Genomic DNA, 22,243 nt, shown 5'->3' with positions numbered 1-22,243 from the left:
TGTTCCCGTCGTCGTCCCTGAGCACGCAATGGGTCCTACTACCGATGGAGTACAACGGGCCCGCCGTCCTCCCTCAGGCGGGTGACGTACCAGGGATCCCCCTGATCACCGCCCCTACTCGCCTTGGTACTACTGCACTTCGTGGACATCGACCCCGAACTCGCCGCGCTCCGCCCGCTCGGCGGCTTCTTCGTCCTGCGCACGCTACGAGGCGACCCAGGAGAACCGCCGGGAGCGCTGCCGACCCTCGCAAGGGCCTATGAAGAAACCCCCGATCGCGCCGCCTCGGACGGGTACGGAGATCCGCTGGCCTTCAGGGTCGGAAAGGTCTCCCGGGCCCTGCGCTCTCCCGAGGACCGGATCGCCGCCTCCGTGACGCAGCAGGGCCTGGCGGCCCGGCTGTGGTCGGTGGCCCTGGGCTGCGCCGTCCTCTACGGGCGCGTCCCCGACCTGGCCCCGGGGCTGCTGCGCTGGGACCCGGACGCCGGCGCGCCCGACGATCTGTGGCTGACGGAGGTGCGGTCCCTGCCCGGGGACGCGGCGACCGTCGCCGCGACTGTCCTCGTCGGCCACCTCGAACCCCTCTCCGCGGCCCTGCGCGCCCGTCGATCGGTGGCGCCGGGCCTGCTGCGGGGCAACGCCGGATCGGCGCTGGCCGGAACCGCCCGGCAGCTCGACCAGTGGGCCCGGGCACACGGCCGCCCCGACGCCGCCGCACGCGCGCGTGCCCTCACCGCCGAGCTGTTCACGCACCCCCTCCTCGCCGGCACCGGCACACTGACGGGTACCGCGTTTCGCCGCCGCAGCTGCTGCCTGTACTACCGGGTGCCCGGCGGGGGCCTGTGCGGTGACTGTTGCTTCACACGACCCCCGCGCTCTTCCCCACGCGCCCCGTCTGGGTGACCATGAAGGGAGCCGACCGCTGAGACTGGGGGTTCCGGGTGCGAGTGGGACTGCTGACCCGGGAGTATCCCCCGGACGTGTACGGCGGAGCGGGCGTCCATGTCGAGTTCCTCGCCCGCGAGTTGCGGCGGCTGGTCGACCTCGACGTGCACTGCTGGGGCGAGGGCCGCACGGACGGCGTGCTGCGCCACCGCCCCTGGTCCGCGCTCGACGGAGCCAACGACGCGCTGCGCACGTTCTCCGTGGACCTCGCCATGGCGGCCGCCCTCGAAGGCCGCGAACTCGTCCACTCCCACACCTGGTACGCCAACCTCGGCGGTCACCTCGCCAAGCAGCTGTACGGCGTTCCGCACGTGGTGACCGCGCACTCGCTGGAGCCCCTGCGGCCCTGGAAGGCCGAGCAACTCGGCGGCGGCTACGCCCTGTCGAGCTGGGCCGAGCGGAGCGCGGTGGAGGCCGCCGACGCGGTGATCGCCGTGTCCTCTGCGATGCGCGAGGACATCCTGGCCTGCTATCCGACGCTGGCCCCGGACCGGGTCCATGTCGTGCACAACGGCATCGACACCGGTCTGTACCGTCCCGACCACGGCACCGACGCCCTCACCCGGATCGGCCTCGACCCGGACCGCCCGTATGTGCTGTTCGTCGGCCGCATCACCCGGCAGAAGGGCGTGCCCCATCTGCTGCGCGCCGTACGGGACATCGACCCGGCGGCGCAGGTCGTGCTGTGTGCGGGAGCGCCCGACACCCCGGAGATAGACCAGGAGTTCCGTGATCTCTTCGCGGAGCTGAGCCGAGCCCGGGGCGGGGTGCACTGGATCCCGAAGATGCTGCCGCGCCCCGAGGTGATCCAACTCCTCACGCACGCGGCCGTGTTCGTCTGCCCCTCGGTGTACGAGCCCCTCGGCATCGTCAACCTGGAGGCGATGGCCTGCGGCACCCCTGTCGTGGCCTCCCGGGTCGGCGGGATCCCGGAGGTCGTCGAGGACGGGGTGACCGGGACGCTCGTCACCGTGGACGAGGGATTCGAGACGGGTCTCGCGCGGGCGCTGGACGCGATCCTCGGCGATCCGGCGGCCGGGCGTCGCATGGGGGAGGCCGGGCGGGCGCGCGCGGTGGGGGAGTTCGGCTGGGACGCCGTCGCCCGGCGTACGGTCCGCCTGTACGAGGAGATCGTCAAACAGGCGTAGCGCGCCCCCCACGGGGGAAGGTCATGGTTCAACCAGGGTGAGGGGAGCGGCCATGCGTCGTGGTGGGCCTTCGGTACTCGGGATCGTGCTGGCGGGCGGTGAGGGCAAGCGCCTCATGCCCTTGACCGCGGACCGCGCCAAACCGGCGGTCACGTTCGGCGGCACGTACCGGCTCGTCGACTTCGTCCTGTCCAACCTCGTCAACGCCGACGTCCTGCGCATCTGCGTGCTCACGCAGTACAAGTCGCACTCGCTGGACAGGCACATCACCACCACCTGGCGGATGTCGAGCCTGCTCGGCAACTACGTCACCCCGGTCCCGGCCCAGCAGCGGCTCGGCAAGCGCTGGTACCTGGGCAGCGCCGACGCCATCCTGCAGTCGCTGAACCTGGTCTACGACGAACGGCCCGAGTACGTGGCCGTGTTCGGCGCCGACCATGTGTACCGCATGGACCCGCGCCAGATGCTCACCCAGCACATCGAGAGCGGCGCGGGCGTCACGGTCGCCGGGATACGGGTCCCGCGCAGCGAGTCCTCCTCCTTCGGGGTGATCACCCCGGGTTCGGACGGCCAGACGGTCGAGCGGTTCCTGGAGAAGCCCGCCGACCCGCCCGGCCTCGCCGACGACCCGGACACCGTGTTCGCCTCGATGGGCAACTACCTCTTCACCACCAAGGCCCTCATCGAGGCCCTTCAGCGGGACGCCGAGGACGAGGACTCCGTGCACGACATGGGCGGCTCGATCCTGCCCCAGCTCACCGAGCGCGGCGAGGCCCAGCTGTACGACTTCAGCGGCAACCACGTCCCCGGTGAGACCAGCCGCGACCAGGGCTACTGGCGGGACGTCGGCACGCTCGACGCGTACTACGACGCCCATATGGACCTGATCGCCGAGCGTCCCGCCTTCAATCTGTACAACCGCAGCTGGCCGATCTACACCCACTCGGGTCAGCTCTCCCCGGCCCGCTTCGCCGCCGGCGGCATGGCCAGCGAGTCGATCATCAGTGCGGGCTGTCTGATCCGCGGGCAGGTGACCCGGTCGGTGCTGTCCCCGGGCGTCGTGGTCGACCCGGGAGCGGTCGTCCAGGGCTCGATCCTGCACGACAACGTCCACATCGGACGGGGTGCAGTGGTGCGCGGGGCGGTCCTGGACAAGAACGTCGAGGTCCCTCCGGGTGCGGCCATCGGCGTGAACCCGGAGCGGGACACGGAGCTGTACACGGTGTCCAAGAACGGCGTGATCGCCCTGGGAAAGGGCCAGCGGGTGTCCTGAACTTAACGGCTTGTTAACTGTACGTAGTCTGATCGTACTTGACCGTAATCGCCCGGGCGCGCTTGACTACTTGCCTCACCCTTCGTCGTTGCGAGGCAAGTCCTTGACTGCTGATGATCTGCTGGCACCCCTCGACCTGGCGTTCTGGAACCTCGAGTCGGCCGAGCACCCCATGCACCTGGGGGCGCTCGGCGTCTTCGCGGCGCACTCGCCCACCGCGGGAGCCCACGCGGCCGACCTGCTCGCTGCCCGCGCGGCCGCCGTCCCCGGGCTGCGCATGCGGATCCGGGACCTGTGGCGGCCCTTCGACGCCGACCGGCCCCTCGACCTGCGCGGCGCGCTCGCCTTCGGGGGCGCGACCCGGGAGCCGGACCCCGACTTCGACCCCGTCCACCACGTCACCCTGCACACCCCCACCGCCGACTTCCAGACCGAGGCAGGCCGGCTCATGCAGCGGCCCCTGGAGCGCGGCCGCCCGCCCTGGGAGGCACACGTGCTGCCGGGAGCGGACGGCGTCTCCTTCGCCGTGCTCTTCAAGTTCCACCATGCCCTCGCCGACGGCCTGCGCGCCCTGACGCTGGCCGCGGCCGTCCTGGACCCCATGGACCTGCCCGCGCCCCGGCCCCGCCCCGCCGAGCCGCCGCGCGGGCGCCTCCCCGACGTGCGCAGGCTGCCCGGTCTGCTGCGCGGGGCCGTCTCCGACGTGGGCCGCGCCCTCGACATCGGCGCCTCCGTCGCCGTGCACACCCTGGGCATGCGCCCCACGCCCGCCCTCACCGCCCGGCCCACCGGCACCCGCCGCACCGCCGGCGTCGTGATCGACCTCGACGACGTGCACCGGATCCGCAAGACCGAGGGCGGCACCGTCAACGACGTGCTGATCGCGGTCGTCGCCGGGGCCCTGCGCCGCTGGCTCGACGAACGCGGCGACGGCAGCGAGGGCGTCGTCCCCCGCGCCCTCATCCCCGTCTCCAAGCGCCGCCCGCGCACCGCCCACCCGCAGGGAAACCGGCTCTCCGGGTACCTGATACGGCTTCCTGTCGACGACCCGGACCCGCTGCGCCGGCTCGGCACGGTCCGCGCCGCCATGGACCGCAACAAGGAGGCGGGACCCGGCCGGGGCGCCGGCGCCGTCGCCCTGCTCGCCGACCACGTCCCGGCCCTCGGCCACCGCCTCGGCGGTCCGCTGGCCGGCCAGGCCGCCCGGCTCTGGTTCGACATCCTCGTCACCAGCGTCCCCCTGCCCAGCCTCGGCCTGAAGCTCGGCGGGAACCCGGTGACCGAGGTCTTCCCGTACGCCCCGCTCGCCCGCGGTCAGGCCCTGGCGGTCGCCGTCTCGACCTACCGCGGCCGCGTCCACTACGGGCTCGTCGCCGACGCCGAGGCCGTCCCCGATCTCGACCGGTTCGCCCGCGCGCTGACCGCCGAGGTGGAGACACTCATCACGGCCTGCGGCTCTTGACGGGAACGGGTTTGGAGGAGGGGCCCGGCGCTCCGTAAAATTCCCCGTTCGAGGCGGGCGCGGTCGGAGCGCCGCACGGGTGATCAGGGAAGCGGCAGCGCGATGACGGTGACAGAGGACGGCTCGACGGCGGTCACGGAGGAGGTCGTGGACGAGGTCGTGTACGGGCCCGGCATCGACCCGGAGCGGCTCGCCCTCTGCCTGTCCGTGCTGGAGGAACTCGATAAGCTGGACGTCGACCACCCCGACGCGATCGCCGTGCGCCGCGCCACCGCCGGCATCTACCGCACCGTGAAGCAGCGCCGCCGTCAGGAGCGCCGGGCCGCCAAGACCGCCCACGACAAGGCGGTCACGGAGGCCACGGCGACCGGCTCCGCCCAGCGCATCGACGACGAGACCGAGGGCATCCTCCCGTCGTCGATCACCGAGGAGGGCCGGGTCGCGGGGATACTCCAGCGCCCGCGCTCCTGCTACACCTGCAAGACCCGGTACGTCGAGGTCGACTACTTCTACCACCAGCTCTGTCCGGACTGCGCGGACCTGAACCGCGCCAGGCGCGACGCCCGCGCCGACCTCACCGGCAAGCGCGCCCTGCTCACCGGCGGCCGCGCCAAGATCGGCATGTACATCGCGCTGCGGCTGCTGCGCGACGGCGCGCACACGACGATCACCACGCGCTTCCCCAAGGACGCCATCCGCCGCTTCAAGGCCATGGACGACTCGGCGGACTGGATGCACCGCCTGGAGGTCGTCGGCATCGACCTGCGCGACCCGGCGCAGGCCGTGGCCCTCGCCGACCAGGTCGCCGAGGCGGGCCCGCTCGACGTCCTCATCAACAACGCGACCCAGACCGTACGCCGGCTGCCGTCCGCCTACGCCGCCCTGGTCGAGGGCGAGAGCGCCCCGCTGCCCGCCGGTGAGCTCCCCGCCCACCACGTCATCGGCGCCTTCGGCTCCGGCGCGGTCGACGGCCTGGCCGCGCTGCCCGTCGGCATCAGCGGCCTCGACGCACAGCAGGTCGCCGACCTCGCCCTGGTCGCGGGCAACGCCAGCGTCGCCCGGCACCTCGACGGCACCGCCATCGACGCGGGCGGCCTGGTCCCCGACGTCGTCGATACCAACACCTGGGTGCAGACCATCGAACAGATCTCCCCGGTGGAGCTCCTCGAGACCCAGCTGTGCAACTACACGGCGCCGTTCATCCTGATCAGCAAGCTGCGGCCGGCCATGGCCGCGGCCGCCCGTGCGGCGACGAGCGGGCGCGCGTACGTCGTGAACGTCTCCGCGATGGAGGGGGTCTTCGGCCGTGGGTACAAGGGCGCGGGGCACCCCAACACGAATGCCGCCAAGGCCGCGATGAACATGGTCACGCGGACCAGCGCGCAGGAGATGTTCCAGGCCGACGGCATCCTCATGACCTCCGTCGACACCGGCTGGATCACCGACGAGCGGCCCCACTACGACAAGCTGCGGCTTGCCGAGGAGGGGTTCCATGCGCCGCTCGACCTGGTGGACGGGGCGGCTCGGGTGTACGACCCGGTCGTGCGGGGTGAGGCGGGGGAGGACGTGTACGGGGTCTTCTTGAAGGACTACGCGCCCGGCAAGTGGTAGGGCCGGCTACGCCTGATGGGTGGGCGCCGGTCGTGGCGGCTGGTCGCGGGCCGCGGCGAAGCCGCCGAGCGATGCGGCCCCGCGCCCCTGAGGTGCGGAGCTCGCCGCCCGGACTCTCGTGCCGCCGTCCACCACCAGGTCCGTGCCCGTGATCCACTTCGCCTCGTCCGACGCCAGCCACACCACCGCCCTCGCCACGTCGTCCGGCTCGCCGATCCTGCCCAGGGGCAGTCCCGCGGCGATCTCCTCCTCCCTCGGCTCCCACATGAAGCGGGCCATCTCGGTCCGCACCAGTCCGGGGGAGACGGAGTTGACCCTCACCCCCGGCCCCAGCTCCCCCGCGAGCTGTTGCGTGAGGTGCAGGAGGGCCGCCTTGCTGGTGCCGTAGGCGCCGACGCCCGGGCCCACATGGGTCGCGCCCTCCGTGCAGATGCTGACGACCGCTCCGCCGTGCTCGCGCATCCAGCCCCGCCACGCGCACTGCACCAGCCGTAGCGGCGCCTCGACGTTCACCGTGAACGCCTCGCGCCACAGCAGCGGGTCGGCGTCCATGAGCGGGCCGTAGGGCTGGTTCGTCGCCGCGTTGTTGACCAGGACGTCCAGCCGGCCGAACTCACGCAGACACAGGTCCGTCAGTTCCCCGGGGTGACCGGGGTCCCCGACGCTGCCGGCCAGGCCCACCCCGCCCAGCTCCGCGGCGGTCCGCCGCACCTCGTCCGCGTTCCGCGAGCTGACGCACACCCGCGCCCCGGCCTCCGCCAGCGCTCGTGCCACCGCCAGGCCGATGCCCCGCGTGGCGCCCGTGACGACTGCGGCCCTGCCTCGTAACGCATGCGACGACGTCATCGGCGTACGGTCTCACGGTGGGCCGTCAGTCGACAGCCCCGAGACGTGAGGTGCGGGCCGCCACCAGTTCCAGGACCGTGCGCCAGTCCTCCAGCACACCCGCGTCGAACCCGGCGACCCGGCCGTCCTCGTCGGCCTGGCGCAGGCTGAGCAGGTCGTCGTCGGCGGGTGTGCCGAGCCAGGGGTGCAGGCCGACGAGGCGGGAGACACGAGGGCCGAGCAGCGGGCGTACGGCGTCGGCGGCGCGCTCCGGGCGGCCGGCGGGGTCGGTGGGGCACAGGAGATGGCCGATGGGGTGGACCAGCCCGGTGAGCTGGAGCTCCTTGTCGGCGGGGCGGCTTCGGCGCAGCAGAGCGGCCGTCTGCAGCGCGTGATCGTGCAGGTCGACGCCGGGTCCACCGTGGACCGGCGTGTCACGTACGCCCCGGCAGGCGTACAGCAGGTCCATCAGCTCCTCGACGCCGCGCAGCTCCATGCGTCTGTCCTTCCGCGAGACAGCCGTTGCCGGACGCCAGCAGATCATGGCCGGCTTGCGATCGGACGAACGGGACCTGAACTGCACTGTCGTAGCCCGGACGGGCGAATTCGAAAGGCGTGAAAGGTGGTAAAAGTGTTCAATTCTCCTACGGGGAGCTGAGAGTGGCTTCCCATGGTTACCTCAAATCTTCAGCCCTATCGAGCGGACCCCCGCTCATTTGGTTACCCTGTAGCGGACGGACGACAAAACGGAGTGCCACCCACACCCACAGTCCGTCATGGGACAAGCCGCTTCACAACGGCCTGCTCTCCACAGGAGTTGCCGGCGCCACCGCGTCCTTGACCGACTTGAGCCAGACCCGAGGGAGCGTCAGGTGCCGGACCGCAGACTGGTCGGCACGCCCCGAGGGTGACCCGACACATAAGGAGTGCGCGGTGACACCGGAGAAGACGAATCGCGAGCAACGCCCCAAGGAACGCCCGGAGCGGGCCGGCCGCAGGCCCGGCGAGATCGGCAGCCTCGACGTGTGGGCCCGCTCCGCCCCGATCCGCCTGGCAGGCTACGAGGACGACCTCGCCGAGCCCCACATCCTGCCCAGCGTGGACTGACCCGCTCGCGATCGCTCACCGCATGGGCGTGCACCCGGCACGCCCATGCCGAGCCCCCTGCTCTCCCGGCCCGGCCGCCTCCGAGTCGCTCAGTCGAGCGGCGCCGTCCGCCGCCACGGACGCAGGTTCTCCAACTGCTCCGCCACCCGCAGCAGTTCGCCCTCCGCCCCCGGTCGGCCCACCAGCTGCACGGCCGCGGGAGCGCCCGACGGCAGCGTGCCGAAGGGCACCGCCATCGCGGGCCAGCCGGTCAGATTCCACGGCGGGGTCAGCGGCGAGTAGTTCGTGTTCACCAGGATGTTGCGCAGCCAGCCCCGCTCGTGCCACGCCGTCGCCTTCGGCGACCGTCGCGCGAGCGCCGGTGTGAGCAGCACGTCGTACTCCACGAAGAACGGCTCCAGGCGGCGGCGCAGTTCCTGCCGCGCCGAGCCGTCGCGCACCCCGTTCATGAACCGCCGGCCGAGGGCCGCGTGCACCCGGGTGCGCCGGGTCAGCAGGCGCGGGTCGAGCGGCGCGGCGTCCACCGCCGTGCCCGCCGTCCAGTGCGCGAGCGAGGTCATGCTCAGCGACAGCGGGTACGGCGGCTCGGCCCGCTCCACATGATGTCCCGCCCGCACCAGCACCCCGGCCGCCTCCCGCGCCGCGCTCGTGTACGGCCCGCTCACCGCGACCCCGGCCAGCGGGCTGCGCACCGAGACGGCGATCTTCAGCGCCCCGGGTTCCTCGGCCCGGACGGCGTCGGCGTCGGTGCCGGCCAGGACCGACAGCATCAGCCGAGCGTCCCCGACGGTCGTCGCCAGCGGGCCGTTCTCCGACATCCCGAACCAGTCGCCGTCCCCGATCTTGGCCGGGACGACGCCGCGGCCCGGCTTGATGGTCACCAGGCCGCAGTTGGCCGCCGGTATGCGCAGGGACCCCATGCCGTCGTTGCCCAGCGCGATCGGCGCCATCCCGGCGGCGACCGCGGCAGCGCTGCCGCCGGACGAGCCGCCGGCCGTGCGCGAGGTGTCCCACGGGTTGCGGGCGGTGCCGTGGACGCCCTCCGTGGTGCCGAAGACACACAGCTCCGGCACGTTCGTCAGGCCCACCACCACCGCACCGGCCGCCCGCAGCCGGGCCACGGTGACATGGTCGGCGCCGGCCGGGGTGTCCGGCGTCGCGGCCGAGCCGACGCGGGTGGACTCGCCCCGCACGGCCAGGTTGTCCTTGACCGCCACCGGAACCCCGGCCAGCGGCAGAGCGGCCAGGTCGCCGCGGGCGGCCACCTCGTCCGCCTCGGCGAGCGCCGCCTGCGCCCGCACCGTACGGAACGCACCGATCCGGCCGTCCAGCCGCTCGATCCGCGCGAGATGCTCCGCCACCACCTCACGCGGGGTGACCTGCTTCTCCCGCACGGCGGCGGCGATCTCGACGGCGGTCCGGCCGGCCCAGCTGGTCACAGGCAGCTCCCTCGGTGTGCGCGCACTACTCGCGAGTACGTCGCGTAGGGAGAACTGTGCCCGGCCCGGAGCGCCGCGTCGAGGGGCGACCGTACGCCCTGCAGATCTCAGTCACGCAGATCTCAGTCACGCAGATCTCAGTCACGCAGATCTCGGTCACGCGGGTCCCGGTCAGGCGGTCCCGGGCGCGTGAGGGTCGGGCTCGTGGGGGCCGGTCACAGGCTCACCTGGGCTCTCAGCCACTCCTCCACCTCGCCCACGTGCGCGGCCGCCGCCGCCCGCGCGGCCTCCGGGTCGCGGGCGGCCAGGGCGCGGTGGATCGCCGCGTGCTCGCGGCGCGTACGGGCGAACGCGCCCTCCTCCTGGTAGCCGCGCCAGACACGGGCCCGGAACGTGCGCGAGGACAGGCCGTCCAGGATCGCCGCCATCGTCTCGTTGCCGGCGGCCGTCGCGATCGCGCGGTGGAAGGCGAGATCGTGGGCGAGGATCTCCTCCGGGTCGTCCGTGGCGTTCATCGCCGCCAAGTGCCCCGCCACGACGGCCAGTTCCTCCGGGGTGATGCGGGCGGCGGCCAGTGCCGTCGCCGTCGACTCCAGGATCCGGCGCACCTGGAGCAACTCGACCAGACGCGGGCCCCGCGAGAGGTCGGCCACCACCCCGAACGTCTCCAGCAGATCACCGGCCTTCAGCGCGGTGACGTAGATGCCCGAACCGTGCCGGGCCTCCAGCACGCCCAGGACCGTGAGCGCGCGGATCGCCTCACGCATCGAACTGCGGGAGATGCCCAGCTGCGCCGCGAGGTCCCGCTCGGTGGGCAGCCGCTGACCGGGTTCCAGCAGACCGTCGGCGATCATCGCCTTGATGCGCTCGATGGCGCGCTGTGTCACCGTGCCCCTGGGGGCGTGCGCGCTGGACGGGGTGTCTTCCACGGGGCCTCTCCTGTCGCTGATGCGCCGCAGTCCAGCCAGGGAGGTGGTCGGACCACTTGAGGCAATAATGCGCCGAATCTCCACTCGAAGGGTGTTGTCGAGGCGAAGTGGTCTGATAAATATGCGTCAACCGTAGGGGAAGTCCGACGCCAGACCGGTCGGGCGGCCGCGGTACGTGTATCCCGGCGGCGACTGCTGGACAGCCAGCCTCAAGAGCCGAAGGAGAAGGCGGCGTGAGCGACTTCGAAGGGCTGACGGCCCTGGTGACGGGGGGCGGCTCCGGCATCGGCCGGGCGACCGCACAGCTCCTGGCCGAGCGCGGCGCCCGGGTCGCCGTCCTCGACCTGGACCTGTCGGGCGTGGAAAAGCCGCTGCTCGGCTACCGGGCCGACGTCGGCGACGACGCCTCGGTGCGGGAGGCGGTCGCGGCCGCCGTCACCGACCTCGGCGGGCTGGACGTCCTGGTCAACAACGCGGGCATCGGCGCCCAGGGCACCGTGGAGGACAACGACGACGCCGAATGGCACCGCGTCCTCGACGTCAACGTCGTCGGCATGGTCCGCACGACCCGCGCCGCGCTGCCGCACCTGAGGCGCTCCGCGCACGCGGTGATCGTCAACACCTGCTCCATCGCCGCCACCGCGGGCCTGCCGCAGCGGGCCCTGTACAGCGCAGCCAAGGGCGCCGTGTACTCGCTCACCCTCGCCATGGCCGCCGACCACGTGCGTGAGGGGATCCGCGTCAACTGCGTCAACCCCGGCACCGCGGACACCCCGTGGGTCGGCCGGCTGCTCGACGCGGCCGACGACCCGGCCGCCGAGCGCGCCGCCCTGGAGGCTCGCCAGCCCACCGGCCGCCTGGTCAGCGCGGCCGAAGTCGCGGGCGCCATCGCCTACTTGGCGAGCCCCCTGTCCGGCGCCACCACCGGCACCGCCCTCGCCGTCGACGGCGGCATGCAGGGCCTGCGGCTGCGCCCGGCGGACCCCCGATGACCGGCCTCGGCCGCAGCGGCGTGCAGGTCACCGCCCTCGGCCTCGGCGCCGCGCCCCTCGCCAACCTCTTCTCCGAGGTCACCGACGAGCAGGCGTACGACACCGTGACCGCCGCCTGGCGGCGGGGCGTGCGCTACTTCGACACCGCGCCGCACTACGGGCTGGGCCTGTCGGAGCGGCGCCTCGGCGCCGCCCTGCGGGACCTCCCGCGGGCGCAGTACACGGTCTCCACGAAGGTCGGCCGCCGTCTGGAACCCGTGGACCCGCCGGTCGGAGACGACCTGGCCAACGGCTTCGCGGTGCCCGCCACCCATCGGCGGGTGTGGGACTTCAGCGCCGACGGCGTACGCCGCTCCCTGGAGGCCTCCCTCGAACGGCTCGGTCTCGACCGCGTCGACATCGTGTACCTGCACGACCCCGACGACCACGCCGAACAGGCCTTCCGCGAGGGCTATCCCGCCCTGGAGAAGCTGCGCTCGGAGGGGGTGGTGGGCGCGATCGGCGCCGGCATGAACCAGGCCGAGATGCTCACCCGGTTCGTCCGCGAGACCGACGTCGACGTGGTGCTCTGCGCGGGCCGCTACACCCTGCTCGACCAGCGCGCCCGCGCTGAACTGCTGCCCGCGGCCGTCGAACGGGGCGTGTCGGTGGTCATCGGCGGCGCCTTCAACTCGGGCCTGCTGGCCGACCCGAGGCCCGGAACGACGTACGACTACGCGCAGGCCCCGGCCGAGTTGCTGGAGAGGGCCCTGCGGATGAAGGCGGTCGCCGACCGGCACGGCGTCACCCTGCGCGCCGCCGCCCTGGCCTTCTGCGCCGCCCATCCGGCGGTCGCGAGCGTCCTGGTCGGCGCGCGCTCGCCGGCCGAGGCCGAGGACTGCGCCGAGCAGTTTGCCGCCCCCGTCCCGGCCGCCCTCTGGGAAGAGCTGCGGGACACCGGTCTGTTGCCCTCACAGGAGTCGTCATGAGGATCGCCCTGCACACCAAGGTCCGCGCCGACCGGATCGCCGAGTACGAGGCCGCGCACCGGGAGGTGCCGAAGGAACTCACGGACGCCATCCGCGCGGCCGGCGCCACCTCCTGGACGATCTGGCGCAGCGGCACCGATCTGTTCCATGTCCTGGAGTGCGAGGACTACGCACGCCTCCTCGCCGAGCTGGAGAAGCTGCCGGTCAACATGGTGTGGCAGGCGCGGATGGCCGAGCTGCTCGACGTGGTGCACGACTACTCCGACGAGGGAGCCGGCGCGGGCCTGCCGGTCGTCTGGGAGCTGCCATGACCGTCGACGCCCACCACCATGTCTGGGACCTGTCGGTGCGGGACCAGGACTGGATCGCCGAAGGCAGCCCGCTGCGGCGGGACTTCGCCGTCGAGGACCTGCTGCCCGAGGCCCGCGCGGCCGGGGTCGACCGTACCGTCCTCGTCCAGACGGTCACCGTGGCCGAGGAGACCCCCGAGTTCCTCGCCCTCGCGGCCGGGCACGAGCTGATCGCGGGCGTCGTCGGCTGGACCGACCTGACCCGCCCGGACGTCGCCGACGAACTGGCCCGGCTGCGGGAGCTCCCCGGCGGCCGATACCTCAAGGGCGTCCGGCACCAGGTCCAGGGCGAGCCGGACCCGGAGTGGCTGCTGCGGGCCGACGTACGGCGCGCTCTCGCCGCCGTCGCCGACGCGGGGCTGGTCTACGACCTGATCGTGCTGCCCCACCAGCTCCCGGCCTGCACCAAGGCGGCCGCCGCCCTGCCCGAACTCACCTTCGTCCTGGACCACCTGGGAAAGCCGCCCATCGCCTCCGGCGCGTTGGAGCCCTGGGCCCGCGACATCAGGACCCTCGCCGCGCTGCCCAACACGGTCTGCAAGCTCTCCGGCATGGTCACCGAGGCCGACCCCGCCTCCTGGAGCGTCCACGACCTGCGCCCGTACGCCCACACGGTGCTGGAGGCCTTCGGACCGGCCCGGCTGATGTTCGGCTCGGACTGGCCGGTGTGCACGCCCACCGCGTCGTACGGCGAAGTCCTCGACCTGGCAAGGCAGTTGACCGACCCGCAAGACCACACCCAGATCTTCGAGGCCACGGCCGTCCGCGTCTACGACCTCTGAGAGACCCTGGCCAGCCTGGTCGGCGGCAGATACTCCCGCACATACGTCCGCTCCCAGCATGCGCCCGTCTCCCGCAGCTCACGCCAGGTCGTGTAGCGGTAGCGGAAGAGGCGGGCGCGGATGTGGCGCGGCGGCTCGTCGGGCGGGAACGGGGAGCGGCGCAGCAGTCTCAGGGTGTCGCGGTCGTTCTCCAGCAGCCGTTCCACCATCGCGCCGAACCACGGCCCGGCGTACGCGGGGGAGAGCGCGGCGAACCACATCAGCCAGTCCAGGCGCAGATGGTAGGGGGCGAACTGACGCGGCCAGCGCCGCGGATCGCCCGGTTTGCCCTTGAACTCGTACTCCCGCCAGTCGGACTCCTCGCGCGGCACGTCGTCGAGGGTGCCCTCGACCACCACCTCGTAGCGGATCCGGCTCACGCTGCCGAACGCGCCGTAGGTGTTGACCAGGTGCAGCGGGTCGAAGGAGCGGTTCATCACCTGGCGGCGGGAGAGCATGTTGACCACCGGGTGGTAGCTGAGGAACAGCAGGAGCGCTGCCGCGGCGAGGACCACGATCTCGAACCAGAGCGGTGCGGCAGGGCCCGACCGATGGCCGGTGGGGAGGGCGAGCGCAGGCACGGCCAGGACGATGGCGATCCAGTTCAGCCACGAGAAGTTACCCGACAGCACCAGCCACAACTGGGTGAGGATCATCAGGGACGCGGCCGCCGTGGCGACCGGCTGCGGGGTGAACAGCAGGAACGGCACGACGAGTTGGGTGAAGTGGTTCGCGGCCACCTCGATCCGGTGCAGCGGCTTGGGCAGGTGGTGGAAGAACCAGCTCAGCGGGCCGGGCATCGGCTGGGTCTCGTGGTGGTGGTAGAGACAGGTCAGCTTCCGCCAGCAGGCGTCGCCCCGCATCTTGATCAGGCCGGCGCCGAACTCGACCCGGAACAGGATCCAGCGCACCAGGAAGAGCACGAGAACCGGCGGGTCCACCTGGTCGTTGCCGAGGAACACGGCGAGGAAGCCGGTCTCCAGCAGCAGGGACTCCCAGCCGAACGAGTACCAGGTCTGACCGACGTTCACGATCGACAGGTACAACGCCCACGGCACCAGCCACATCACCATCCCGGCCCAGAGCGGCAGTCGGCCGTCCAGCCCCGCCAGCAGCGCCGCCGACACCGCGCAGCCCGTCCAGGCGACCGCGGCGAAGAGACGGTCGGAGTAGCGCAGCTGGAACAGGCTCGGGGCCGCCCGGAACGGCACGCGCTCGACGAAGCGGGGGATCGGCAGCATCCCGCGCTCACCCAGGAGCGCCCGGAACTGCCACGCCGCCGTCAGGAACGCGACCAGGTACACACCGGCCAGGGCCCGCTGGAAGACCAGCCGGCTCAGCCAGTACTCGGGTGCGGTGAACCAGTCCACGGCGGTGCCCTCCTCTTCTCCATTCTGGCCTCGTCACAGTGCGTGTTCCCCTCTTCCGTTTGCGTGACGCCGGCGGGTGGAGCAGACAATAGTGGTCGTGCGACTACCCACTGCCACACTGATCACCGCCTGCGCCCTCTCGGCGGCGCTCCTCGTCGTCGGCCGCGGCGGCGAAGGGCAGAAGGAATCCGCGCCGGGCTCGGAGGTCGTCGCCCCGGCGGTCGAGGGGCGTGTCCTGTTGACCGACCCCATCGACGACACCCTCGGCCATCTGTTCGCCGACGCCTCCGACACCGATCCCGCCGATCCGGCCGATCCCGCCGAGGCAGATGCGGACTCCGGTGCCGGGGGCGATGCCGATCCGGGCCTCGACCGTGCCCTGGAACCCGATGGCCCGGATGTTCCCGTCGGTCCCGGCGACATCGGCCCGGAGGTCGTCCCGGAGGTTCCCGATCCGCCCGACGGGGGCGGGCTGATCCCCGACGGGCCCGATGAGTCCGACGTCATGCCCGGCTGAAGGCCCCCGGTCGAAGAATCGGACAAACCCTGGCAAGGTGGCTCCATGGTTGATCGGGCAGCGAGCGCCCTGTCCCTCCCGGACGACTGGCCCGCCCACCCGGACCCGATCCTGGCGCTCAACCGGATGGGCAGCTTCGACTGGGACCTGGACACCGGGCTGTTCCACATGGACGCCCAGGCCCACGAGATCTTCGACCTGCGGCCCGAGGAGTACGACGGCGACCCCAAATCCCTCGCCGTGCGGGTCCCGCCGGTCGAGGCCATCCGGCTGGACGAGGTGATCGCCCAGGCCATCAAGGACGGCAGCGAGAACTACGGCGCCTACTTCCGGATGCGGCTGCGCGACGGCACCCCGCGCTGGACCCACACCCAGGGCTACATCCGGCGCGACGACACGGGCCGCCCGCGCCGCATCGTCGGCATCGTGCGCGACGCGTCCGACGAGCTGAGCGACCTCGCCGCCCGCACCGAGGAGACCACCCTCGACGACGCGCGCCGCGAGCAGACCAACGTCGTCCAGCTCACCACGGCGGCCCTGGCCCACGCCCGCACCGTGCAGGACGTCATCGACGTCCTGAAGGACACCCACGGCCTCACGCACCTCGGCGCGACCAGCCTCGTCATGGGTCTGGTCGAGGCCGGCCGGATCCGGCTGATCGCCGAGGGGCCGGAGGGCAGTTTCGTGCCCGGCACGCTGGTCACCCGGATCGACGAGCCGTACCCGATGAGCGAGGTAGTGCGCACCCTCACCCCCCGCTTCATCGAGTCACCGCAGGAGTTCGCCGGCGGCTACCCCGTGCTGTGGCCGCACCTCACCGACCTGAAGATCACCTCCGCGGCCTATCTGCCGCTCATCGTGCAGGCCCGGCCCATCGGCGCGATGGGCCTGCTCTACAGCGACCGCCACGGCTTCACCCCGGAGGAGCGCAACATCCTCGTCGCGCTCGGCAGCAGCATCGCGCAGAGCCTGCAACGGGCCATGTTCTACGAGCAGGAGAAGGACATCGCCCAGGGCCTCCAGCAGGCCATGCTGCCGCGCACCATCCCCAGCGTCGCCGGCGCCGACGTCGCCGTCCGCTACCGCGCCGCCACCATCGGCGGCTCGCTGGGCCGCGGCATCGGCGGCGACTGGTACGACCTGATCCCGCTGCCCGGCGGCCGGGTCGGCGCCGTCATCGGCGACGTCCAGGGCCACGACACGCACGCCGCCGCCGTCATGGGCCAGCTGCGTATCGTCCTGAGGGCCTACGCGGCCGAGGGCCACACCCCGGCCACCGTGATGGCCCGGGCCTCCGTCTTCCTGCACGAGCTCGACACCGACCGCTTCGCCACCTGCCTGTACGCGGAGGCCGACCTGTCCACCGGGGTCGTCCAGGTGGTCCGCGCGGGACACATCGACCCCCTGCTGCGCGCTCCCGACGGGACCTGCCGGCGCATCTCCGTGCCCGGCGGGCTGCCGCTCGGTCTGTCCGCCGAGTTCGGCAGCCTCCAGTACCCGGTCGGCACCGTCGAGCTCGACCCCGGCCACACCCTGCTGCTGTGCACCGACGGCCTGGTCGAGCAGCCCGGCGCCGACGTCGACGACGGCATGCGGGCCCTCGCCGCCATGGTCGCCGCGGGGCCGGGGGACGTGCGCAAGCTCGCCGACCAGCTCATCGAGGTCGCCGAGGAACGCGGCGGGGACGACGACGTCGCCCTGCTCCTGCTGCGCCGGCGCGGCCCGGACACCCCGCAGGCCGGGAACCGGCTCCAGCAGCATGTGGCGCCCGGCGACCCGGAGGCCCTCGCCGAGGCCCGGCACATGATCCGGGCCGCCGTCCGCGCCTGGGGCGCCGGGGACCGCGCCGACGAGATCGAGCTGGTCGCCGACGAACTGATCACCAACGCCCTCATGCACACCGAGGGCGCGGCGATCGTCACCGTGCGGGTGGTCACCGGCGGCGAGCGCCGGCTGCGGGTCGAGGTCGAGGACTCCTCCAGCGCCCTGCCGCGCCGCCGTGAGGCCGGCGAGTCGGGTGTCTCGGGGCGCGGTCTGCTGCTGGTGGACCTGCTCACCGCCGCGTGGGGCGTGGAGGCGCGGGGCGGCGGCAAGTGCGTGTGGTGCGAGTTCGTCGTACGCGAGCCCCGGTGACCTCTCGTGGCACTCTGGACGTATGCCCGAACTCCCCGAGGTGGAAGCGCTCAAGGACTTCCTGACCGAGCATCTCGTCGGCCACGAGATCGTGCGCGTGCTGCCCGTCGCGATCAGCGTGCTGAAGACGTACGACCCGCCCGTCACCGCCGTCGAGGGGCAGGAGGTCACCGCCGTGCACCGGCACGGCAAGTTCCTCGACCTGACGGCCGGCGACGGGCTGCACCTCGTCACACACCTCGCCCGCGCCGGCTGGCTGCACTGGAAGGACCGCCTGCCCGACGGCCCGCCGCGCCCCGGCAAGGGCCCCCTCGCGCTGCGGGTCGCCCTGGAGACGGGGGCGGGCTTCGACCTCACGGAGGCCGGCACCCAGAAGCGGCTCGCGGTGTACGTCGTGCGCGACCCGCAACAGGTGCCCGGCATCGCCCGGCTGGGCCCCGACCCGCTCGCCGCCGACTTCGACGAGCCCCGCCTGGCCGCACTCCTCGCCGGGGAGCGGCGCCGGCTCAAGGGCGCCCTGCGCGACCAGAGCCTGATCGCGGGCGTCGGCAACGCCTACAGCGACGAGATCCTGCACGCGGCGAGGATGTCCCCCTTCAAGCTCGCGGCGTCCCTCACGCCCGAGGAGACCCACACTGTCTACGAGGCCCTGCGCACGACGCTGACGGCGGCGGTGGAGCGTTCGCGGGGTGTGGCGGCGGGGCGGCTCAAGGCGGAGAAGAAGAGCGGCCTGCGGGTTCACGGCCGCGCCGGCGAACCCTGCCCGGTGTGCGGCGACACCGTCCGCGAGGTCTCCTTCAGCGACTCCTCGCTCCAGTACTGCCCCACCTGCCAGACGGGCGGCAAGCCGCTGGCGGACCGTCGGATGTCGCGCCTGCTGAAGTAGGCGTCACCGCCGAGGCGGCGTCCCTGCCGACCGGGGCACGAAGTGACCTGAACTCACTTCGGGCCGAGGTCAGTGGGCGTCGAGCGTCACCAGGTGCTCGCCGGTCGCCGTGCGCAGCTCGTAGCGGACGATCTCGTCGGAGTGCCAGGCCGCCGCGCCCTGCACGGTGTTGGGGCGGGCGTCGTGCTTGGGAACGACCCAGCTGGTGATCGTCTGCTCGGAGCCGTCGGCGCCGATGGCGATCAGACGGCAGGAGCGGGGGCCGGCCCCGTCCTTGACCTTCATCTCCACATGGCTGCCCCACGGCTCGTCCTCGGTGGTGATCTGCGCCCACACCCCGGACTTCTCGTCGGTCGCGGTGACCCGCGCGGCGTCGGCGCCGTCGCTGCCGCCGCCCGCCATCATCGCGATGACCGGACCGGCCAGGGCGACCACCACCGAGGCGGCCACCGCGTACAGCACCCGTCGGCGCACGGCGCGGTGCCGGGCCGCCACCTCACCGAGCAGTCGGTCCAGCAGCTGCGGGCCGGGCCCGGCGAAGGGGTGCACGGCGCGCGGGGTGGCGCGCCGGTAGAGCATCATCTGTCGGGCGGTGGGGCCGAACTCGGTGACCTGCGCCGCGCATTGAGGACACTCCATGAGGTGGTCCTCGAAGCGGAAGGCTTCCGCTTCGTCCAGCACGCCGAGCGCGTACGCGCCGACGTCGCGATGCCTCTCCAGGGACCTCATGCCGAAACCTCGTGCCGTTGAGTGCCAGTGGGGTTACTCCTTGCTCCCACCGGTACGCACCCGACGGACGAATCACTCAAGCCGCGTACCGAATCGTGACCCAGATGTTCGGAGCGGACCGGCCCGCGGATTGGTGCGGATCTAAAAGAGATGAATCGCGAGGTGCCCGAGGGGCAGTCCGAGCTGCCAGGCGGGTGTCCAGACCTTGGGTCCGTCCTCCTCGCCGACCATCGGGGCGCCGCCCGGCACCGCGTTGAGGTCGGGAGCCAGCAGCTCCGTCTCCTCCAGCCAGCGCCAGGCCGCGGCCGCCAGTTCGAGATCCGGGGCGGGCCCGTCCAACGCGGCCGCTTCAGCCGTCAGTTGAGACATACGTTCGCCGACCCAGTCCTGCCACGGCTGGTCGTACGCCGTGAGCGAAAGCCAGGTCTCCAGCTGAGTGACGACCCGGATGCCGGGCAGTTCACCGTCGGTGTCGGACAGGAAGATGGTGAGCGCCAGGGCATCGCGTCCGGCGCGGAACTCGAAGGACGTCGGTGGCATCAGATCGCCGGTCCGCAGCAGTTCGTCGGCGATGTACTCGGCGTACAGCCAGGCCATGGGGACGGTGAGTTCACCGCCGCCGGTGCCGTCCGTGTCCTGGTGACCTCTGTGCAGCATCCCTTCCTGCCTTCCTCCGGTGCGTGCGCGTCGCCCGATGCGGGGACCCCGGGGAGGACCCCATCCGGAACACGGATAAGGACACCCGATTACTCGACGGGGGTCCTCGGCAAGGCGCTTTACGGAGGCTTGACCGAGCCGTGGGTTTCAGTGCAGGTCGGCCGCGTATCCCGGAAGCACCCGGCGCAGGGCGCGCAGCGCGTAGTACGCGCGGGACTTCACCGTACCCGGAGGAATTCCGAGGGCTTCGGCGGCCTCCGCCACACTCGCCCCTTGGAAATACACCAGCACCAGGACTTCACGGTGTTCCGGAGTGAGTGTCTTCACAGCCTCGCGCACATCGAGGGCCGCGGCGGCCCGCTCGGCGTGGTCGGCGTGGACCGGCGCGTTCTCCAGCACCGCGTCCCCGACCTCCGCCGGCCGCGCCTGCCGGGCGCGCCGCGCGTCGATGGCGAGCCGTCGGCCCACGGTGAGCAGCCAGGGCCGTACGGAGTCGAAGGCGTCGGTGCGCAGTGCCTCGGGATGCTGCCAGGCGCGCACCAGGGTCTCCTGGACGAGGTCCTCGGCGCGCTGGCGGTCGCCGTCGGACAGCCTCAGCAGCAGCGCGAAGAGCGGCCTGCCGTGCTCGCGCTGCAAGGCGGCGAGTTCGTGCTCGGCGGTCGTCGGCCCGGTCGCGGTGAGGGTGGTTCCGGCGGTCATGGGCGTATGGCACCGCAGTGCGCCGGTTCGGGACAGTGTCCGCACAGGGATCTGCGGCGGACGGTCGATCGCGTCGACGAACGGTTCGACGAACGGTCCGGGCTACGCCGATCGCGGGCATCGGCCCTGGATGCGGGGAGTGGTGGGACGCTCGGACGTTTCCCATCCATTAGTACTGATACGCGCGTAAATATGACAATTCCTGTGAAGTGGAGTGATCAGGTGATCGCACGCAGACATCAGATGGCGCTGGTCCTCACGGCCGTCCTCGCGTCGGCCGCCGCCTGCCAGGCCCGGGACCGGCCGGCCGAGCGGACGGGACGTCCGGCGCCGTCCGCCGCCCGCGGGTTCACCCTCGTGGCCTCCGGCGACGTCCTGCCGCACAGCACCATCATCGACCGCGCCCACTTCGACGCGGGCGGCCCCGGCTACGACTTCCGCCCGATGTTCGAGGGCGTCAAGCCCGTCGTCTCCCGCGCCGACCTGGCCCTGTGCCACATGGAGACCGTCTACGGCGCGAACGGCGCCTACACCGGCTACCCCGTCTTCAGGTCCCCGCCCGAGATCGCCCCGGCCCTCGCCGCCACGGGCTACGACGGCTGCTCCACCGCCTCCAACCACAGCCTCGACGACGGCGCCGCCGGCGTACGGCGCACCCTCGACGCGCTGGACGGCGCCGGCGTACGGCACGCGGGCACCGCGCGCACCGAGGCCGAGGCCAACTCGGTCACGCTGCTGCGCGCGGGCCCGGCGAAGGTCGCCCACCTCGCCTACACCTACGACACCAACGGCTACCCGCCCCCGCCGGGGCAGCCCTGGGCCGTCAGTCTCATCGACGAGAACCGGATCGTCGCCGACGCCAAGGCCGCCCGGAAGGCGGGCGCCGACGTGGTCGTCGTCTCCGTGCACTGGGGCACCGAATGGCAGGACGCGCCGGACGACCGCCAACTCGCTCTCGCCCGCACACTCACCGCCGCCCGCACGGCCCGCCGCCCCGACATCGACCTGATCCTGGGCACCCACGCGCACGTCCCCCAGGCCTACGAGAAGATCAACGGCACCTGGGTCGTCTTCGGGCTGGGCGACCAGATCGCGGGCGAGATGTCCAACCACCAGGGCGTCCAGGACCCGCGCGGCAACCAGTCCACCCTCGCCCGCTTCACCTTCGCGCCGCCCGCCCGGCACGGCGGCCGTTGGGAGGTACGCAAGGCGCAGTTCGTACCCCAGCTGTTCGACATCGACGCCGGCCGGGTGGTGAACCTCAACAACGCGCTCGCCCGGGGCGCCGACGTCGAGGGCGTGCGCGACCGCATCAGGACCGTGGTCCTCAGCCGGGGGGCGGCCAAGGACGGGCTGGTGATGGGGGAGTGACCGGTGAGAGG

Annotated in this window: 23 protein-coding genes; 15 read left to right on the top strand and 8 right to left on the bottom strand. The window is 72.4% G+C overall.

The genetic code is table 11. From position 1 onward, the window contains the following. Positions 1 to 141: 141 nt before the first annotated feature. From ACIBTS_RS11410 to ACIBTS_RS11390, 5 genes are all read left to right on the top strand, one after another. Positions 142 to 903 (top strand): (2Fe-2S)-binding protein, encoded by a 762-nt coding sequence (locus ACIBTS_RS11410; RefSeq protein WP_399318510.1) that lies wholly within the window; start codon positions 142 to 144, stop codon positions 901 to 903. A 38-nt stretch (positions 904 to 941) separates the two neighbouring features. Next, positions 942 to 2,093: a glycogen synthase gene (gene glgA, locus ACIBTS_RS11405; RefSeq protein ID WP_399318508.1), complete on the top strand. Its 1,152-nt coding sequence runs from the start codon at positions 942 to 944 to the stop codon at positions 2,091 to 2,093. A 52-nt stretch (positions 2,094 to 2,145) separates the two neighbouring features. Next, on the top strand, positions 2,146 to 3,366 hold the full coding sequence (gene glgC / locus ACIBTS_RS11400) for a glucose-1-phosphate adenylyltransferase (RefSeq protein ID WP_319676804.1): 1,221 nt from the start codon (positions 2,146 to 2,148) through the stop codon (positions 3,364 to 3,366). Positions 3,367 to 3,469: 103 nt separating this feature from the next. Next, positions 3,470 to 4,828: a wax ester/triacylglycerol synthase family O-acyltransferase gene (locus tag ACIBTS_RS11395; RefSeq protein ID WP_399318506.1), complete on the top strand. Its 1,359-nt coding sequence runs from the start codon at positions 3,470 to 3,472 to the stop codon at positions 4,826 to 4,828. 102 nt (positions 4,829 to 4,930) lie between these two features. Next, complete coding sequence (locus tag ACIBTS_RS11390) at positions 4,931 to 6,439, top strand: SDR family NAD(P)-dependent oxidoreductase (RefSeq protein ID WP_399318504.1); 1,509 nt, start codon at positions 4,931 to 4,933, stop codon at positions 6,437 to 6,439. 6 nt (positions 6,440 to 6,445) lie between these two features. Here ACIBTS_RS11390 and ACIBTS_RS11385 read toward each other — a convergent pair whose 3' ends face one another. Next, on the bottom strand, positions 6,446 to 7,285 hold the full coding sequence (locus ACIBTS_RS11385; protein ID WP_399318502.1) for an SDR family oxidoreductase: 840 nt from the start codon (positions 7,283 to 7,285) through the stop codon (positions 6,446 to 6,448). A 25-nt stretch (positions 7,286 to 7,310) separates the two neighbouring features. Continuing rightward, on the bottom strand, positions 7,311 to 7,760 hold the full coding sequence (locus ACIBTS_RS11380) for a hypothetical protein (protein ID WP_399318499.1): 450 nt from the start codon (positions 7,758 to 7,760) through the stop codon (positions 7,311 to 7,313). A gap of 437 nt (positions 7,761 to 8,197) precedes the next feature. Here ACIBTS_RS11380 and ACIBTS_RS11375 point away from each other — a divergent pair, with 437 nt between their 5' ends. Beyond that, positions 8,198 to 8,371, top strand: a complete 174-nt coding sequence (locus tag ACIBTS_RS11375; protein ID WP_107472678.1) for a hypothetical protein — start codon at positions 8,198 to 8,200, stop codon at positions 8,369 to 8,371. A gap of 89 nt (positions 8,372 to 8,460) precedes the next feature. On the opposite strand, the gene ACIBTS_RS11370 is transcribed toward ACIBTS_RS11375, so the two are convergent. After that, a complete protein-coding gene (locus ACIBTS_RS11370) occupies positions 8,461 to 9,810 on the bottom strand; it encodes an amidase (protein ID WP_399318497.1) in 1,350 nt (449 codons plus the stop codon). Here ACIBTS_RS11370 and ACIBTS_RS11365 point away from each other — a divergent pair. Further along, entirely contained in the window at positions 9,746 to 10,003 is a 258-nt protein-coding gene (locus ACIBTS_RS11365; RefSeq protein WP_399318495.1) for a pentapeptide repeat-containing protein, read from the top strand. The two genes, ACIBTS_RS11370 and ACIBTS_RS11365, sit on opposite strands and share 65 nt — an antisense overlap. A gap of 22 nt (positions 10,004 to 10,025) precedes the next feature. Here ACIBTS_RS11365 and ACIBTS_RS11360 read toward each other — a convergent pair whose 3' ends face one another. After that, complete coding sequence (locus tag ACIBTS_RS11360; RefSeq protein WP_399318493.1) at positions 10,026 to 10,739, bottom strand: FadR/GntR family transcriptional regulator; 714 nt, start codon at positions 10,737 to 10,739, stop codon at positions 10,026 to 10,028. 233 nt (positions 10,740 to 10,972) lie between these two features. Here ACIBTS_RS11360 and ACIBTS_RS11355 point away from each other — a divergent pair, with 233 nt between their 5' ends. Genes ACIBTS_RS11355 through ACIBTS_RS11340 form a run of 4 tightly spaced genes read left to right on the top strand, consistent with a single transcriptional unit; the run spans position 10,973 to position 13,831 of the window. Further along, complete coding sequence (locus tag ACIBTS_RS11355; RefSeq protein WP_399318490.1) at positions 10,973 to 11,731, top strand: SDR family NAD(P)-dependent oxidoreductase; 759 nt, start codon at positions 10,973 to 10,975, stop codon at positions 11,729 to 11,731. After that, on the top strand, positions 11,728 to 12,699 hold the full coding sequence (locus ACIBTS_RS11350; protein ID WP_399318488.1) for an aldo/keto reductase: 972 nt from the start codon (positions 11,728 to 11,730) through the stop codon (positions 12,697 to 12,699). The genes ACIBTS_RS11355 and ACIBTS_RS11350 overlap by 4 nt, the downstream gene beginning before the upstream one ends. After that, on the top strand, positions 12,696 to 13,010 hold the full coding sequence (locus tag ACIBTS_RS11345; protein WP_319674214.1) for an L-rhamnose mutarotase: 315 nt from the start codon (positions 12,696 to 12,698) through the stop codon (positions 13,008 to 13,010). The genes ACIBTS_RS11350 and ACIBTS_RS11345 overlap by 4 nt, the downstream gene beginning before the upstream one ends. Next, positions 13,007 to 13,831 carry an amidohydrolase family protein gene (locus ACIBTS_RS11340; RefSeq protein ID WP_399318486.1) on the top strand — a complete coding sequence of 275 codons (825 nt, stop codon included), beginning with the start codon at positions 13,007 to 13,009 and terminating at the stop codon, positions 13,829 to 13,831. Before ACIBTS_RS11345 ends, ACIBTS_RS11340 begins: the two co-directional genes overlap by 4 nt. Here the strand turns inward: ACIBTS_RS11340 and ACIBTS_RS11335 are convergent. Next, positions 13,819 to 15,240, bottom strand: coding sequence for a lipase maturation factor family protein (locus ACIBTS_RS11335; protein WP_399318484.1), 1,422 nt, complete (start codon positions 15,238 to 15,240; stop codon positions 13,819 to 13,821). The genes ACIBTS_RS11340 and ACIBTS_RS11335 overlap by 13 nt on opposite strands. 97 nt (positions 15,241 to 15,337) lie before the next feature. On the opposite strand from ACIBTS_RS11335, the gene ACIBTS_RS11330 reads away from it, so the two are divergent. From ACIBTS_RS11330 to ACIBTS_RS11320, 3 genes are read left to right on the top strand one after another with little or no spacing between them, the layout of a single operon-like run. Then, positions 15,338 to 15,757 carry a hypothetical protein gene (locus tag ACIBTS_RS11330; RefSeq protein ID WP_399318482.1) on the top strand — a complete coding sequence of 140 codons (420 nt, stop codon included), beginning with the start codon at positions 15,338 to 15,340 and terminating at the stop codon, positions 15,755 to 15,757. Between the two features lie 45 nt (positions 15,758 to 15,802). Beyond that, entirely contained in the window at positions 15,803 to 17,890 is a 2,088-nt protein-coding gene (locus ACIBTS_RS11325) for a SpoIIE family protein phosphatase (protein ID WP_399318479.1), read from the top strand. Positions 17,891 to 17,912: 22 nt separating this feature from the next. After that, positions 17,913 to 18,776, top strand: coding sequence for an Fpg/Nei family DNA glycosylase (locus ACIBTS_RS11320; RefSeq protein ID WP_399318477.1), 864 nt, complete (start codon positions 17,913 to 17,915; stop codon positions 18,774 to 18,776). 69 nt (positions 18,777 to 18,845) lie between these two features. Here ACIBTS_RS11320 and ACIBTS_RS11315 read toward each other — a convergent pair whose 3' ends face one another. The 3 genes from ACIBTS_RS11315 to ACIBTS_RS11305 all read right to left on the bottom strand — a co-directional run bounded on the left by ACIBTS_RS11315 (position 18,846) and on the right by ACIBTS_RS11305 (position 20,861). Then, the gene (locus ACIBTS_RS11315; RefSeq protein WP_319674220.1) at positions 18,846 to 19,505 is read right to left on the bottom strand and encodes a zf-HC2 domain-containing protein; all 660 of its coding nucleotides are present in this window, start codon (positions 19,503 to 19,505) and stop codon (positions 18,846 to 18,848) included. 141 nt (positions 19,506 to 19,646) lie between these two features. Then, a complete protein-coding gene (locus tag ACIBTS_RS11310) occupies positions 19,647 to 20,162 on the bottom strand; it encodes a hypothetical protein (protein WP_399318474.1) in 516 nt (171 codons plus the stop codon). Positions 20,163 to 20,309: 147 nt separating this feature from the next. Then, positions 20,310 to 20,861 (bottom strand): sigma-70 family RNA polymerase sigma factor, encoded by a 552-nt coding sequence (locus tag ACIBTS_RS11305; protein ID WP_319347903.1) that lies wholly within the window; start codon positions 20,859 to 20,861, stop codon positions 20,310 to 20,312. 222 nt (positions 20,862 to 21,083) lie between these two features. On the opposite strand from ACIBTS_RS11305, the gene ACIBTS_RS11300 reads away from it, so the two are divergent. Continuing rightward, entirely contained in the window at positions 21,084 to 22,232 is a 1,149-nt protein-coding gene (locus tag ACIBTS_RS11300) for a CapA family protein (RefSeq protein ID WP_399318472.1), read from the top strand. Positions 22,233 to 22,243 lie beyond the last annotated feature (11 nt).

Source organism: Streptomyces sp. NPDC050121, from assembly GCF_044460385.1.
Classification (GTDB): domain Bacteria; phylum Actinomycetota; class Actinomycetes; order Streptomycetales; family Streptomycetaceae; genus Streptomyces; species Streptomyces soliscabiei.
This window is presented reverse-complemented; position numbering and strand designations above follow the sequence as displayed.